The 14,047-nt window shown below is 65.9% G+C and carries 10 protein-coding genes and 1 pseudogene; 4 read left to right on the plus strand and 7 right to left on the minus strand.

Going from position 1 to position 14,047, the window contains the following annotated elements:
- Positions 1 to 18 precede the first annotated feature (18 nt).
- From P5W99_RS12175 to P5W99_RS12190, 4 genes and pseudogenes are all read right to left on the minus strand, one after another.
- Entirely contained in the window at positions 19 to 897 is an 879-nt protein-coding gene (locus P5W99_RS12175) for a carbohydrate ABC transporter permease (RefSeq protein WP_434660935.1), read from the minus strand.
- Positions 894 to 1,751, minus strand: a pseudogene (locus P5W99_RS12180) (carbohydrate ABC transporter permease); the annotation flags it as partial. The gene P5W99_RS12175 and the pseudogene P5W99_RS12180, both read right to left, overlap by 4 nt.
- Positions 1,752 to 1,984: 233 nt before the next feature.
- Positions 1,985 to 3,319, minus strand: a complete 1,335-nt coding sequence (locus tag P5W99_RS12185; protein ID WP_434660936.1) for an ABC transporter substrate-binding protein — start codon at positions 3,317 to 3,319, stop codon at positions 1,985 to 1,987.
- Positions 3,320 to 3,409: 90 nt separating this feature from the next.
- Positions 3,410 to 4,213 carry an L-iditol 2-dehydrogenase gene (locus tag P5W99_RS12190; RefSeq protein WP_421024660.1) on the minus strand — a complete coding sequence of 268 codons (804 nt, stop codon included), beginning with the start codon at positions 4,211 to 4,213 and terminating at the stop codon, positions 3,410 to 3,412.
- 463 nt (positions 4,214 to 4,676) lie between these two features.
- Between P5W99_RS12190 and P5W99_RS12195 the strand changes: the two genes are divergently transcribed.
- The 3 genes from P5W99_RS12195 (at position 4,677) to P5W99_RS12205 (ending at position 7,445) form a co-directional block, all read left to right on the plus strand.
- Positions 4,677 to 5,567, plus strand: coding sequence for a metal ABC transporter solute-binding protein (locus P5W99_RS12195; protein WP_421025261.1), 891 nt, complete (start codon positions 4,677 to 4,679; stop codon positions 5,565 to 5,567).
- Positions 5,568 to 5,674: 107 nt separating this feature from the next.
- Positions 5,675 to 6,670 carry an ABC transporter ATP-binding protein gene (locus P5W99_RS12200; RefSeq protein WP_434660938.1) on the plus strand — a complete coding sequence of 332 codons (996 nt, stop codon included), beginning with the start codon at positions 5,675 to 5,677 and terminating at the stop codon, positions 6,668 to 6,670.
- Complete coding sequence (locus P5W99_RS12205; RefSeq protein WP_421025262.1) at positions 6,663 to 7,445, plus strand: metal ABC transporter permease; 783 nt, start codon at positions 6,663 to 6,665, stop codon at positions 7,443 to 7,445. The genes P5W99_RS12200 and P5W99_RS12205 overlap by 8 nt, the downstream gene beginning before the upstream one ends.
- 148 nt (positions 7,446 to 7,593) lie before the next feature.
- On the opposite strand, the gene fghA is transcribed toward P5W99_RS12205, so the two are convergent.
- Together fghA and P5W99_RS12215 are read right to left on the minus strand one after the other, a co-directional pair.
- Positions 7,594 to 8,439: an S-formylglutathione hydrolase gene (gene fghA / locus P5W99_RS12210; protein ID WP_434660941.1), complete on the minus strand. Its 846-nt coding sequence runs from the start codon at positions 8,437 to 8,439 to the stop codon at positions 7,594 to 7,596.
- Between the two features lie 118 nt (positions 8,440 to 8,557).
- A complete protein-coding gene (locus P5W99_RS12215) occupies positions 8,558 to 10,087 on the minus strand; it encodes an FGGY family carbohydrate kinase (protein ID WP_434660943.1) in 1,530 nt (509 codons plus the stop codon).
- 661 nt (positions 10,088 to 10,748) lie between these two features.
- On the opposite strand from P5W99_RS12215, the gene P5W99_RS12220 reads away from it, so the two are divergent.
- Complete coding sequence (locus tag P5W99_RS12220) at positions 10,749 to 12,197, plus strand: nucleobase:cation symporter-2 family protein (protein ID WP_421024664.1); 1,449 nt, start codon at positions 10,749 to 10,751, stop codon at positions 12,195 to 12,197.
- Between the two features lie 307 nt (positions 12,198 to 12,504).
- Here P5W99_RS12220 and P5W99_RS12225 read toward each other — a convergent pair whose 3' ends face one another.
- Positions 12,505 to 14,046: an efflux transporter outer membrane subunit gene (locus P5W99_RS12225; protein WP_434660945.1), complete on the minus strand. Its 1,542-nt coding sequence runs from the start codon at positions 14,044 to 14,046 to the stop codon at positions 12,505 to 12,507.
- Position 14,047: the final 1 nt, after the last annotated feature.

The following is a 14,047-nucleotide window of genomic DNA, read 5'->3' on the forward strand; positions in this document are numbered from 1 at the left end:
CGTCGCTTGCCTGCGTCACTACTTGACCGCGCCGAACGTAAGGCCGCGCACGAGCTGCTTCTGCGAAAGCCAGCCGACGATCAGCACGGGCGCCACCGCCAGCAGCGAAGCCGCCGAGAGCTTCGCCCAGAACAAGCCCTCCGGACTCGAATACGAAGCGATGAACACGGTAAGCGGCGCCGCGTTCGAACTCGACAGATTGATGCTCCAGAATGCTTCGTTCCACGAAAGAATGATCAAAAGAAGCGCGGTGGACGCAAGCCCCGGCACCGACATCGGCATGAGCAGATAAACGATCTCCTGCCAGGTGGCCGCGCCGTCCATGCGCCCGGCCTCGAGAATGTCCTTGGGAATCTCGTTGAAGTACGTATAGGCCATCCACACCGCGATCGGCAAATTGATGAGCGTGTAGACGACCACGAGCCCGCTCACGGTGTCGAGCAGCCCGGAGTTTTTCCACAGCAGGTAGATCGGCACGAGCACACCCACCGAGGGCATCATCTTGGTGGACAGCATCCACAGCAGAATCCCCTGGGTGCGCCGGTTCGGGAAGAACGCCATCGCGTAGGCGGCCGGCACGGCAAGAATCAGGCAGACGATCGTGACGCCCGCCGAGATCAACACCGAATTCCAGGCAAACGCGAAGTAGTTGCTGCGCGCGAAGACCTCGCGGAAGCTGTCGAACGTCGGCGTGAAGAACAGCGAGGGGATATACGCTTGCTGCTCGGTCTTGAACGCCGTGATCGTCATCCAGAAGATCGGGAAGAACAGCGCGAGCGCGATGATCCACGCGAGCAACCCGGGCACCACGCGGCCGATGAACTGGAGCGGGGATGAGCGCTTGACGGCATGCGGCGACTCGGGCGCATGAACGGGCGAGGCAGTGACTTGGCTCATTTTTCGTACTCCCCTTTGAGGTTGCGCGCGAGCATGCGCACGAGGAAGAACGACACGATGTTTGCGAGCACGACGGCAAGAATGCCGCCCGCGGACGCAATGCCCACGTCGAACTGCTGCAGGCCCATCGAGTAGATCAGGTAAGTGAGGTTGGTGGTTGCGTTGCCGGGACCGCCGCTCGTGGTCGTGTAGATCTCCGCGAAAATCGAGAGCAGGAAGATGCTTTCCATCATCACCACCACGGCTATTGCGCGGCGCAGGTGCGGCAGCGTGATGTAGAAGAACATCGCGATGGCGCCCGCGCCGTCGATGCGCGCGGCCTCCTTCTGCTCCTGGTCGAGCGACTGGATCGCGGTGAAGAGAATGAGGAACGCAAACGGCAGCCATTGCCACGCCACGATCATGATGACCGCGGTGAGCGGATAGTCGGCAAACCAGTCGATCGGTGTCATGCCGAGCGCGCGCATCGCGATGGCCACGAGACCATACACGGGATGCAGGATCATGTTCTTCCAGATCAGCGCGGAAACCGTCGGCATCACGAAGAACGGCGCGATGGCAAAGAGGCGCGCCACGCCTTGCCCCAGGAACTTGCGGTCGAACAGCACCGCCATCAGCACGCCGCCGACCACGGTGATCACGAGCACTGACACGATCAATTCGACCGTGTGCAGGATCGACGGCCAGAACGACGGGTCGGTGACGAGAAACGTGTAGTTGTCGACGCCGGCGAAGCCCTTGAGATCGGGATTGAGCAGGTTGTAGCGCGTGAACGAATACCAGATCGTCATCGCGAGCGGAATCGTCATCCACAACAGCAGTACAGCGACGGAAGGCGAAACCAGCCAGCGTGACGCCGAACGGCGCGTCTGCGCATGTTGCGGCTGGGGTACGCGCGCTCGATTGAACATGGGCATGGGAAGATGGAGATGACGCATGAGGACCACCCTTCTTTCGTTGCGCGGCGGCTCAGGGCACGACGCCGCATGGGCTTCGCGAAGGACGCTTCGTGCCGCGTGGCTCGACGCGCCCTTCGCTTCTACCGCGCTGCTGATAGCGGCGCTGACTTCTACGCCGACTTCTGCGCTTACTTCTGGTAACCGGCCTGCTTCACTGCGCGGTCGGCTGCGGCGTTGCCGGCGGCAAGCGCCTGATCGACGCTCATCTGGCCCGCCACGGCGCCCGCGATGCTCTGACCCACGACCGTTCCGAACGACTGGAACTCAGGAATCCCAACGAACTGGACTCCCGTGTACGGCACTGGTTTGGCGCTCGGGTGAGTCGGGTCGGCGCTCTGGATCGCCTTCAGCACGAAGTCCGAGAACGGCGCTGCCTGCTTGTACTCGGCGCGCTGATAAGTCGATACGCGTGTGCCCGACGGCACCGAGGCCCAGCCCTCGTCCTTCGCGACCAGCTCGATATATTGCTTCGAGGTGGACCACTCGATGAACTTCTTCGCGGCGTCCTGCGACTTCGACGATTTCGGCACCGCCAGCGCCCACGACCACAGCCAGTGCGAGCCGTTCGGCGTGACCTGGGTCGGCGCCGCCGCGAAGCCGATCTTGTCGGCCACCTGCGACTGCTGCTTGTTATAGAGGATCCCGGCTGCGACCGTGGCGTCGATCCACATGGCGCACTTGCCCGACGACATCAGCGTGAGGTTCTCGTTGAAGCCGTTCGAGCTCGCTCCCGGCGGGCCGTCCTTCTTCAGCAGATCGACGTAGAAGCCGACTGCCTTCTTCCACTCTGGCGAGGTCAGCTGCGCGTGCCATTTTTCGTCGAACCAGCGGCCACCGAAGGTGTTCGCCACCGTGGTCACGTAAGCCATGTTCTCGCCCCAGCCCGCCTTGCCGCGCAGACAGATGCCGTAGGTGCCCTTGGACGGGTCGTTCAGCTTGTCGGCGAAAGTCTTGATCTGATCGTAGGTCGGCTGCTCGGGCATCGTCAGGCCCTTCGCCGCGAACAAGTCTTTGCGGTAGTACGTCATCGAGCTTTCGACGTAGAAGGGCAGCGCGTACAGCGTGCCGTTATACGAGAGACCGTCGCGCGCCGTCTTCACCACATCGTTCAGGTCATAGTCGGCGGGCAGGTTCGTCATGGGCGCGAGCCAGCCCCGCTTGCCCCACTGCGGCGCCTCGTAGGTGCCGATCATCATCACGTCGAACTGGCCGCTATTGGTCGTGATGTCGGTCGTGGCGCGCTGGCGCAACACGTTTTCTTCGAGGATCACCCAGTTCAGCTTGATGCCCGGATTGGCCTTCTCGAAGGCCGGCGAGAGCTTCTTCAGCTCGAGCATGTCCGGGTTGTTCAACATCGCGATCGTGACGGTCTGCGCGTGCGCAGCGCCCGCCGCGGCGACGAGGGCGAGCGCGCTCGTGGCGCGCGCGAGGCGCCAGGCGGCGTGCCGTATAGCTGGTTTCATGACGTTGTCTCCTTCCTTGTTGGCTGCGTTATGTTCGAAACCGCAGGTCGTGCTGCATGAATTGAAGCCGCCGGAACACACCGGAGCCGCTCAGCTCATCCAGTTTCCGCCGTCCACATTGAGCGTCTGGGCGGTGATGTAATCGGCGTCGGCCGAAGCGAGAAAGAGCGCGGCGCCCGTGAGATCGCCGGGCACGCCCATGCGGCCGAGCGGCACTTCCTCGCCCACCAGCCGCTTCTTCTCGCCCAGTGGCCGGTTCTCGTAGCGAGCGAAGAGCGCGTCCACCTGATCCCACATCGGCGTGTCGACCACGCCCGGCGCAATGCCGTTCACGTTGATCTTGTGTGGCGCAAGCGCGAGCGCCGCCGACTGCGTGTAGCTCAGCACCGCCGCCTTGGTTGCGCAGTAGTGCGAAACGAGTGCCTCACCGCGCCGGCCCGCTTGCGACGACATGTTGATGATCTTGCCGCCCTGCCCCTGCTCGACCATGCGGCGCGCCACTGCCTGCATCAGAAAGAACATGCCCTTCACGTTCACGGCGAAGAGCCGATCGTAGATGTCCCAGGATTCGTCGAGCAGCGGGCGCATGTCGAACAGCGCCGCATTGTTGAAGAGGATGTCGATGCGGCCGAAGCGCCCGAGCGCGCCCGCGACGATGCGCTCGATGTCCTCGCGGCGCGTGACGTCAGCGGTGAGGGCGAGCACGCGTTCGGCAAACCCGGCGGCCAGCGCGGGCGCGATGGCGTCGACGGGCTTCACGTCGACCAGCACGCAACGCGCGCCCTCGTCCAGATAGCGCCGCGCGACCGCCTCGCCAATGCCGCTCGCCGCGCCGGTAAGCACAGCCACTTTGTCCTGCAAACGTCCTGCCGCCGGGTGCGCGGAATGTGCCACAGGGTTGTCTCCATTTGCGTCCGTCGAGCCGACGTGCGAACTATCGCCCGACACATGAGCATTTGCTCTGCTTGTGATCGAATGATCGGCGACGGACGCGTGCATGTCAAGGCAGACATACGCGATTCACGACAGATTTCGATGGTGCGGCGCGCAACGGGCGGCTCAGTGCGAGCGCATTTGGCGCGCCTGTCCGGTGGGACAAGGAATGGGTGCGTGGCTGGGTAGCCGTCTCGCCAACCAGTGTGATACGTTATATCATCGCGTCTTAATGAAAACTTGCATCTTCCGGTCGCGCCGCGATTCCGCCAGAACACCGCTCTAGCCACGTTCTCACGCCTCGTTCAAGGATAGGACCATGTCCTCTGTCACCTCCGCAGCCCGCATAAGCAAGCGCATCGGGCTCGCCGTGCGCCTGCCCGGCCGGCTCGCCCAGGCCGCTGCCGCGCTCAGGCGCGCCGCCATGCCGGCCGTGGCGGCATGCCTCGCGCTCGGTGCGCTGCCTGGTCCGTGCGCCGCCGCCCAGGCGGCGGACGCTCCGGGCGCGGCGCTGCCCGTCGTGACGGCGGAGAACTTCTACGGCGATGTCGTCAAGCAGATCGGCGGCGCATACGTGAGCGTGACGAGCATCCTGAGCAACCCGGACCAGGATCCCCACCTCTTCGAGGCAAGCCCGAAAACCGCGCGCGCGCTGCAGCGCGCGCGCCTCGTGGTCTACAACGGCGCCGACTACGATCCGTGGATGACCAAATTGCTCTCCGCCGCCTCCAGCAGCGGGAGCGGCCAGCGCGCGATCATCGTGGCGGCGGATCTGGTCGGCAAGAAGGCCGGCGACAATCCGCATCTCTGGTACGACCCGCGCACGATGCCCGCCGTCGCGCGCGTCGTGAGCGCCGCACTCGGCGCGGCGGATCCCGCGCACAAGAGGATGTACGATGCCAATCTTGCGGCTTTTCTCGGCTCGCTCAAGCCGATCGACGACAAGGTCGCGACGCTGCGCGCGCAGTTCAAAGGCCAGCCGGTGACGGCGACCGAGCCAGTGTTCGGCTACATGTCGGACGCCATCGGCCTCGACATGCGCAACCTGCGCTTCCAGATGGCGGCGATGAACGATACCGAGGCCAGCGCATCGGATATCGCGGCCTTCGAGCGCGACCTGCGCGAGCGCCGCGTGCGCGTGCTGGTCTACAACAGCCAGGCGACGGAAGCGCTCACGCGGCGCATGCTGGACATCGCGCAGCAAGCGAAGGTGCCGGCGCTGAGCGTGACCGAGACTCAACCCGCGGGCGTGAACTTCCAGCAATGGATGCTCGGGCAACTCGACGCGCTGGCGAAGGCCCTTGCGCAAAAGTAAGACTGTCGCCGTGACCGTGACGCTTCTGCCGTAACACGGCAGCGGCGAAGCACAGGCCATACTGGCAACGATCCCCATAACGCAATCGACAGCAGGGAACAGAAGCGATGACCGAGGCCGCGCCCTCCTCTCACGTACACGCGTCGGCGCACCCAGCGCCCGCCGCCGGGCATCACGCGCACCACGGACACCGTGCGGCGCAGCCGGTGCTCACGCTCGCGGGCGTGACGCTCACGCTCGGCGAGCGCACGATCCTGCGCGACGCCAACTTCGCGGTGAGCCAGGGCGAATTCATCGGCGTGCTCGGGCCGAACGGCGCCGGCAAGACCACGATGATGCGGGCGATCCTCGGCCTCGTGCCCGCCGCGCACGGCGCGATTCGCGTGCTAGGCGAACCCGTGGCGCGCGGTAATCCGAAGATCGGCTACATGCCGCAAACGCGCACCGCGCTGGCCAGCCGCCGCGTGCGCGGACGCGATTTCGTGGCGATGGCCGCCGATGGCCATCGCTGGGGCCTGCCGCGCGCCGACGCCGCCACGCGCGCCGACGTCGCGCGCGTGCTCGAACTGGTGGGCGCCGAAAAACTCGCCGACCGGCCGCTCTCGGAGCTGTCCGGCGGCGAGCGCCAGCGCCTGATGCTCGCGCAATGCCTGCTCGGCGACCCGAAGCTGCTGCTGCTCGACGAGCCGCTCATCAGTCTCGACCCGCACCACCAGCGCGGCGTGGTCGAACTCGTGCGCCGCGTGCAGCGCGAACTCGGCATCGCGGTGCTGTTCTCGGCCCACGAACTCAATCCGCTGCTGAACTCGCTCGACCGCGTGCTCTATCTCGGCAACGGCGTGGCGGCGCTCGGCAGCGTGGACGAAGTGATCACCGCGCCGGTGCTCTCGCGGCTCTATGGCTCGCCTATCGAAGTGATGCGCATGAGGGGCCGCATCTTCGTGATGTCGGGCGACGTCGAGGTCGAGAAGCACGACCACGAGCATGAGCACGACCACGACCACGACCACGCGCATGGCCATGGCCACGCACACGGCCATCACGATCACCCCGATCACGACAACGACGACAACAACGCCCACGGCCATACCCACGATGCTTGAATACGATTTCATGGTGAACGCCTTCGCGGCGTCGGGCATTGTCGCGGTGCTCGCGGGCATCGTCGGCTACTTTCTGGTGATGCGCGGGCAGACCTTTGCGGGCCATGCGCTCTCGCACGTCGGCTTCACGGGCGCCACGGGCGCCGTGCTGCTCGGCATCTCGCCGATCTGGGGGATGGTGGGCTTCACGCTCGCCGCGGGCGTGTCGATGGGCGCGCTCGGCGAAAAACTCGCGGGCCGCGATGTGGCCATCGGCGTGGTCCTGTCGCTCGCGCTCGGCTTCGGCCTGCTGTTCCTGCATTACTTCACGTCGTTTGCCACCCAGGTCACGGCGCTCTTGTTCGGCAACGTGCTCGGCGTGGGCCGCGATACGCTCGGCGTGCTCGCCGCGCTGGCCGTGGCGAGTCTCGCCGCGCTCGCGGCCATCATGCGGCCGCTGCTGTTCGCCTCGCTGCAGCCGGAGCTGGCCGAGGCCAAGGGCGTATCGCTGCGTCTCGTCTCGGTGCTGTTCCTCGCCATCGCGGCGCTGGCCGTGGCCGCGTGCACGCAGATCGTGGGCGTGCTGCTCGTCTTCACGCTGATGGTGGGGCCCGCCGCCGCCGCGCAGAATCTCACCACGCGCCTTTCGGCGGGCCTCGCGCTCGCCGCGCTGCTCGCGCTCGCGCAGGCGTGGATCGGCGTGACGCTCGCCTACTACACCGACTGGCCGACGAGCTTCTGGATCACCGCGCTCGCGGCGCTCGTCTACGGCGCGAGCCTGATGGGCCGGCGCTGAGCGCAGGCTCAGATCTCGCCGTCACCCCGATGAAGCGCAAGCGGCGCGTCGCGTCGGGCCGCGCGCCGCCCGCCTCGCTGGCGCGCATGACATGCAAAGAAAACGGGCCTCGACGCGCAGCGTGGAGGCCCTTGTCACACGGGGTGAGTTACTTCGCGAGCACCCGCGCGTGATGCGCCAGATGGTCCTCGATAAAGCTCTGGATGAAGAAGTAGCCGTGATCGTAGCCTTCGTGACGGCGCAGCGTGAGCGGCTGCCCCGCCGCCTTGCACGCGGCTTCGAACACATCCGGGTTCAACTGGTTCGGCAAGAACGAGTCGGCCATGCCCTGATCGACGAGGATGCCGGCTTCGAACTTGCGCGCGGCCTTGCCCACCAGTTCGCTTGCGTCGTATTGCTTCCACGCTTCGCGGTCGTCGCCCAGATAGCCGGAGAACGCTTTCTCGCCCCACGGGCAGCGCGTGGGCGCTGCGATCGGTGCGAATGCCGACACCGAGCGATAGATATCGGGGTTGCGCAGCGCGAGCATCAACGCGCCATGCCCGCCCATCGAATGACCGAAGATGCCGAGCCGCGCGCCGTCCACGGGCAGGTTCTCCGTCACGGCCTCGCGCAGTTCGTCGCGCACGTACGAGTACATGCGCCAATGCTTCGACCACGGCTCGCGCGTGGCGTCGACGTAGAAGCCCGCGCCCACGCCGAAGTCCCAGGCCTCGGCTTCGCCGGGCACGTTCGCGCCGCGCGGGCTCGTGTCGGGCGCGATCAGCGCGATGCCGTGCTGCGCGGCGAAGCGCTGCGCGCCCGCCTTGATCGGGAAAGTCTCTTCGGTGCAGGTCAGACCCGCCAGATAAAACAGTCCCGGCACCTTGCGCTCGCGCGCCTGGGGCGGCAGGAACACCGAAAAGCGCATCGGCAGGCCGATCGTTTTCGAGTCGTGTTTGTAGATGCGCTGCACGCCGCCATAACAAGCGTGTTCTTCAATCTGGTCCAGCATCTCTAGCCCTCGCTATTGGGATTGGACAACCGGGCGAATCGATTCGCCCTTCTTCAACAGGTCGATGCCGATCTTACCTTTCCCGTGAGATCCGGCACGAAGGGAACCGCGCGGCCCGTTACGGCATCGGCGCGAACCATGTGCGCACGCGGACATACAGATCGATGAAGCGCGCGTAGCGCTGCGCGAGCGCGGCGTCGGCGTGCGGCTGCGCCACACAGGTCGCGGCGGGCGCGAGCGCCGCGAGTTCGTCCATGCGCCAATGGCCGCAGGCGACGCCGCCCAGCAGCGCCGCACCACGCGCAGCCGCATTCGGGCAATCGATCGCATCGAGCCGCGCGCCCAGCACGTCGGCGAGCAATTGACGCCAGCGCGCATCGACGGAACCGCCGCCCGCGAGCTTGAGCACGGTGATCGGCGCTGGCGGCGAACCCGCGCCATCGACATGGCTCGCACGGCTCGCGTCAGCCCCGTCCTGCGGCGCGCCACGCAACGCGTCGAGCCCCGCGCGCAACGCAAACGCCACGCCTTCGAACGCGGCGCGCATGAGCACGCCGCGCGTGTCACCGAGGCCCGCGCCGAGCCAGCCGCCGCGCGCTTCGGGATCGAGCCACGGCGAGCGCTCGCCGCTCAGGTACGGCAAAAAGGCGAGCGTCTGCGACGGTGGCGCGGCAAAGGCCTCTGCATAAGCCTCGGCCCAATCGCAGGACAGCCAGCCGCGCGCTGCTTCGAGCGCCACACCCACGTTCTGCATCGCGGCCATTGCATACCAGCCGCCGCTCGCCGACCGATAGCGATGCAGGCCGCGCCGGGCAGGCGGCTCAACGCTCGATGTGACGACGATCTGGCCACCCGTGCCGGTGGTCAGCAGCGCATCGCCGTCTTCGCGCAGGCCACTGCCGAGCGCCGCGCACGGCGTGTCGCCGGCGCCTGTGGCAAGCACGATGCCCGCAGGCAGGCCGAGGGCGCGCGCGGCGTCTGCGCACAGCGTGCCGCTAGCCGCCGCCGATGGCGCGAGCGGCGCGAACCAGCGCGCCGGCAAGCCGAGCCGCTCGATCAGCGCGAAGTCCCACGCACCGCCTGGCGCGGCAAGCGCAGTCGCGCAGGCATCGGACGGATCGGCCACGAAGGCCTCCCGCGCCGAACCCGCAAGCCGCACGCGCAGCCAGTCCTTCGGCTGCAACGCCCAGCGCGTGGCGTCGGCTATCGCGCGCTCGTGCAGCGTCAGCCAATAGAGCAATGGCCCCGCCATGCCGGGCGCGACCGGATTCGGCTGCGGATGCTCCACGTTATCGTGCGAAGAGCCGGGCCACGCCTCGAGCAACGCGCGCGCCCGCGTGTCGGGCCACAGCATGGCGCGACGCAGGGCATGGCCCGCTGTATCGACCGGCACGACGCCATGCATCTGGCCGGAGAAGCCGATTGCGCGCACCCTCGCGCGCTCGGCCCCGGGCAGACGCCCGCACGCCAGCACGAGCGCGTCCCACCAGCGCTCGACGTCGATCTCGGCCCAGCCGGGCTGCGGCGTCTCCAGCGCATACGCGGCGCTGGCCGCGGCACGCTCGGCCCCCGCTTCATCGACAATGGCGACTTTGAGCGAACCGGTGCCGAGGTCGATACCGAGAAAGCGGGACGGCATTGCATTCATACGAAATAGCCCGGAAACATAATCAAGATTGGCGCGCGCCGCTCATCGAACACGACAAGCCGCGGCAGCAGTAAAAGACGATAAAAAAGCGCATGATGACAGCGCGAAATTCATGGTCGGAGACGGGGTCTAGAACGGCGCTGGAGAGGATAACCGGTGGTCTCGCGGAGGGTCCCGCGGGCGCCTCGAAATGATCCCGTTTAGAGGTATTCGCGGGTTAACCCGAGGGACTTTTGCGACAAGCAAAATGTGGCACATGCGGAAAGCGAAATATAGATCATAATGAATCGCCCATATATTTCCGGGGCGACTGACATCTGGTGTCCCCCGACATCGCTCCCTTCATGTGCGACTACCTGAGCCCCGTACTCATCACAGCCGAAGCGACGCAATAGCGACTAACGCCTGAAACCACCTGAAAACCGGCCCCAACGCTGCGTCAGAACGTCGCATGTGTACTCATACGATGCGCCGCAGCATCGCCATACGGGCTAGCACCGTCCTCCACATAGTCTGATCGTACCCTGATAGGGGGATCCGCGCGCCCCACGCGCATATCGCCCCCGGAAAGCACGGAATAGTCCCCAGTGGTCTTGCTGCTTCTTTTCGTCGCGAATACCTTGGAGGCCATATTTTGAAACCAAAGACGGAGAGAGACGACATGCAATCCCAGGGTACCCAAACCCAGGCTCGGAGCCAGGTTCACCCGGTAGACGAGCGCCTGCCGTTCGGCCAACTTCTCACGCTCGGAATCCAGCACGTTCTCGTGATGTATGCGGGTGCGGTGGCCGTGCCGCTCATCGTCGGGGGCGCCGTGGGACTGCCGAAGGATCAAGTGGCGTTCCTCATCAGCGCCGACCTGTTCGCCTGCGGCATTGCAACACTGATCCAGACGCTCGGCCTCTGGATCTTCGGTATCCGCCTGCCCGTCATCATGGGTTGTACGTTTGCCTCGGTCGGCCCGATGATCGCCATCGGCACGAACCCCTCGCTGGGCATTCTCGACATCTTCGGCTCGACCATCGCCGCCGGTGCGATAGGCATCGTGATCTCACCGATGATCGGCAAGCTGCTGCGCTTCTTCCCGCCTGTCGTGGTGGGCACGGTGATCGCGGTGATCGGCCTCTCGCTCATGGAAGTGGGCATCAACTGGGCAGCTGGCGGCGTAGGCAATCCGAGCTACGGTGATCCGGTCTATCTCGGCCTGTCGCTCGTCGTGCTGATGCTGATTCTCCTGATCAACAAGTTCGGCCGCGGCTTCATCGCCAACATCTCGGTGCTGCTCGGCATCGTGGCAGGCTTCGCGATCGCGATGGCGCTTGGCCGCGTGAACCTCGATGGCGTGTCGCACGCACAGTGGATGGGCTTCGTGATGCCGTTCCACTTCGGCCTGCCGAAATTCCACATCCTGCCGATCGCAACGATGGTGATCGTGATGTTCGTGACCTTCATCGAGTCGACGGGCATGTTCCTCGCCGTAGGCGACATGGTGGATCGTCCGGTCGACCAGGCAACGCTGGTGCGCGGTCTGCGCGTCGACGGTCTGGGCACGATGATCGGCGGCATCTTCAACTCGTTCCCGCATACCTCGTTCTCGCAGAACGTCGGCCTCATCGGCGTGACGGGCGTGAAGAGCCGCTTTGTGTGCGCAACGGGCGGCGTGATTCTGGTGGCGCTCGGCCTGTTCCCGAAGATGGCTCAGGTTGTTGCTTCGGTGCCCCCGTTCGTGCTGGGCGGCGCGGGCCTCGTGATGTTCGGCATGGTGGCTGCGAACGGCATCAAGGTTCTCTCGAAGGTCGACTTCGTGAAGAACCATCACAACCTGTTCATCGTCGCCGTGAGCGTGGGCTTCGGTCTCGTGCCGGTGGTCTCGCCGAAGTTCTTCTCGCAACTGCCGCCGGCGCTCTCGCCGCTGCTGCATAGCGGCATTCTGCTGGCCTCGGTTTCGGCCGTGGTCCTGAACCTGATTTTCAACGGCGCAAAGAGCGAAGCAGCCGCAGAACACGACATCCACCAGGTCGGCCACGACTTCGACGGCACCCAGTCGAACGAAAGCGAGCATGGCTCGACGGAAGCAGGACAAGGCATGCCGCGCACGGCAGCACACTGAGTCGACGCGAGAGGCGCCCCGGCCGGATGATAGACATGCGCGCCGGGGCCTTTTGCTGGTTTGGCGTCACGGGAAACCGTGACGCCTTTTTTGTTTTTGGGCGGCGTTATCGCCCGATGCGCGGAGCAGCGGCCAGGCGGCATCGAAGACGCCCCGCCCTGCCGCATGCAATTCACTGTCCAATGCCCGCTGCCGAGTGCTCGGAGTTGCCTGCCCGGGCTTCCCGAATGCACTCGAAAAAAAAGCCACGGTCTCCCGTGGCTTTTATCGTTCGTACCACGTAAAACGCGGTCCGTGCTCACATGGCTCAACCCGCCGGCGCCGAAGCCGCCGCCGGTGCGCTGGCTGCGCCGTAATCGACCGGCGCATCGGCCGGACGCGGCGCCTCGCCCGCGTGCTCGATCCAGCCGCCGCCCAGCGCGCGATACAGATCGACGAGGTTGGTCAGCCGCGCGAGCCGCGCCGTGACGAGTGCCTGCTGCGACTGGTACAGGCTGGTCTGCGCGGCCAGCACCGGCAAATAGCTGTCCACGCCGTTCTTGTAGCGCAGTTCCGAGAGATCGAGCGTGCGCTGGTTTGCGAAGGTGCTGCGCTGGAGCGCCCCGATCTGCTGATCGTAGGTGCCGCGCGCCGCGAGCCCATCGGCCACTTCGCGGAACGCCGACTGGATTGCCTTCTCGTAGTTGGCGATTTCGATGCGCTTCTCGACGTGCGCGAGATCGAGATTCGCGATGTTCGCGCCGCCTTCGAAGATCGGCATCGTGATCTGCGGCGCGAAGCTCCACGCCGCCGTGCCCGCCTTGAAGAGCCCCCCGAGCGAGAGGCTTTCGGTGCCGAACGCCGCCGTGAGCGAGACCTTCGGGAAGAACGCTGCGCGCGCCGCGCCAATATTGGCGTTCGCCGCGAGCAGGTTCTGCTCGGCCTCCATGATGTCCGGACGCCGCGTAAGCAGGTCCGAAGGCAACCCCGCCGGGATATCGGTCAGCAGGTTCTGGCTGCCGAGCGGCAGGCCCGGCGCGAGATCGGCCGGCAGCGGCTCGCCAATCAGCAGCACGAGCGCGTTCTCGGCCTGCGCGCGGGAGCGCAGTTGCGCCTGCAGGTTGGCCTGCGCGTTTTCCACGACGGTCTGCGCCTGGCGCAGATCGAGTTCGGTGCCGGTGCCGGTGTCGAACTGCGCCTTCGCGATGTTGTACGAATCCTGCGCCGTCTTGAGGGTGTCCTGCGTGACCTTCAGCAAGTCGTCGTCGGCGAGCATCGCCAGGTACTGGTCGGCGACCTGAGAAACGAGCGAGATCTCCGCCGCCTTGCGCGCCTGCGCCGTTGACAGGTATTGCGCGAGCGCCTGGTCCTTCAGGCTGCGGATGCGCCCCCAGAAGTCGATTTCCCAGGATGCCTGCAAGCCCACGTTGTAGACGCTGGACGGATTCGGTTGCAGCGGCGAGGACAGCAGATCGTTCGGCACGCGCGAGCGCTTCTCGGTGGCCACGCCGTCGATGGCCGGGAACAGCGCGGAGCGCGTGATCTGATACTGCGCGCGCGCCGCCTCGACGTTGAGCACCGAGACGCGCAGGTCGCGGTTGTTCTTCAGCGCGATCTCGACCAGCTGCTGCAGGCGCGGATCGACGAAGAAGTCGCGCCAGCCGATGTCGGCGGCCGCGACGCCGTTGGCGCTGCGCCCGGGCTGGCCGCTGTCGCCAGTCACGCCGGGCTGCGTCGCGTAGACGCCGCCCTGCGGGAAGTCCTGCGACACCGGCGCGTCCGGCCGCTGATAGTGCGGCTCCATCGTGCAACCCGCGAGAACAGCGGTGGCCACTGCGGCGGCCACTGCAATTACGGATAGTTTATGCATC

The organism is Paraburkholderia sp. A3BS-1L, from assembly GCF_051125215.1.
GTDB lineage: Bacteria > Pseudomonadota > Gammaproteobacteria > Burkholderiales > Burkholderiaceae > Paraburkholderia.

What these genes read in the sequence shown, in the direction of transcription:
- fghA (WP_434660941.1), bottom strand. Translation starts at nt 8,439, where the DNA reads ATGCTGGACCAGATTGAAGAACACGCTTGTTATGGCGGCGTGCAGCGC.
- P5W99_RS12215 (WP_434660943.1), bottom strand. Translation starts at nt 10,087, where the DNA reads ATGAATGCAATGCCGTCCCGCTTTCTCGGTATCGACCTCGGCACCGGT.
- P5W99_RS12205 (WP_421025262.1), top strand. Translation starts at nt 6,663, where the DNA reads ATGCTTGAATACGATTTCATGGTGAACGCCTTCGCGGCGTCGGGCATT.
- P5W99_RS12175 (WP_434660935.1), bottom strand. Translation starts at nt 897, where the DNA reads ATGAGCCAAGTCACTGCCTCGCCCGTTCATGCGCCCGAGTCGCCGCAT.
- P5W99_RS12195 (WP_421025261.1), top strand. Translation starts at nt 4,677, where the DNA reads ATGCCGGCCGTGGCGGCATGCCTCGCGCTCGGTGCGCTGCCTGGTCCG.
- P5W99_RS12225 (WP_434660945.1), bottom strand. Translation starts at nt 14,046, where the DNA reads ATGCATAAACTATCCGTAATTGCAGTGGCCGCCGCAGTGGCCACCGCT.
- P5W99_RS12220 (WP_421024664.1), top strand. Translation starts at nt 10,749, where the DNA reads ATGCAATCCCAGGGTACCCAAACCCAGGCTCGGAGCCAGGTTCACCCG.
- P5W99_RS12200 (WP_434660938.1), top strand. Translation starts at nt 5,675, where the DNA reads ATGACCGAGGCCGCGCCCTCCTCTCACGTACACGCGTCGGCGCACCCA.
- P5W99_RS12185 (WP_434660936.1), bottom strand. Translation starts at nt 3,319, where the DNA reads ATGAAACCAGCTATACGGCACGCCGCCTGGCGCCTCGCGCGCGCCACG.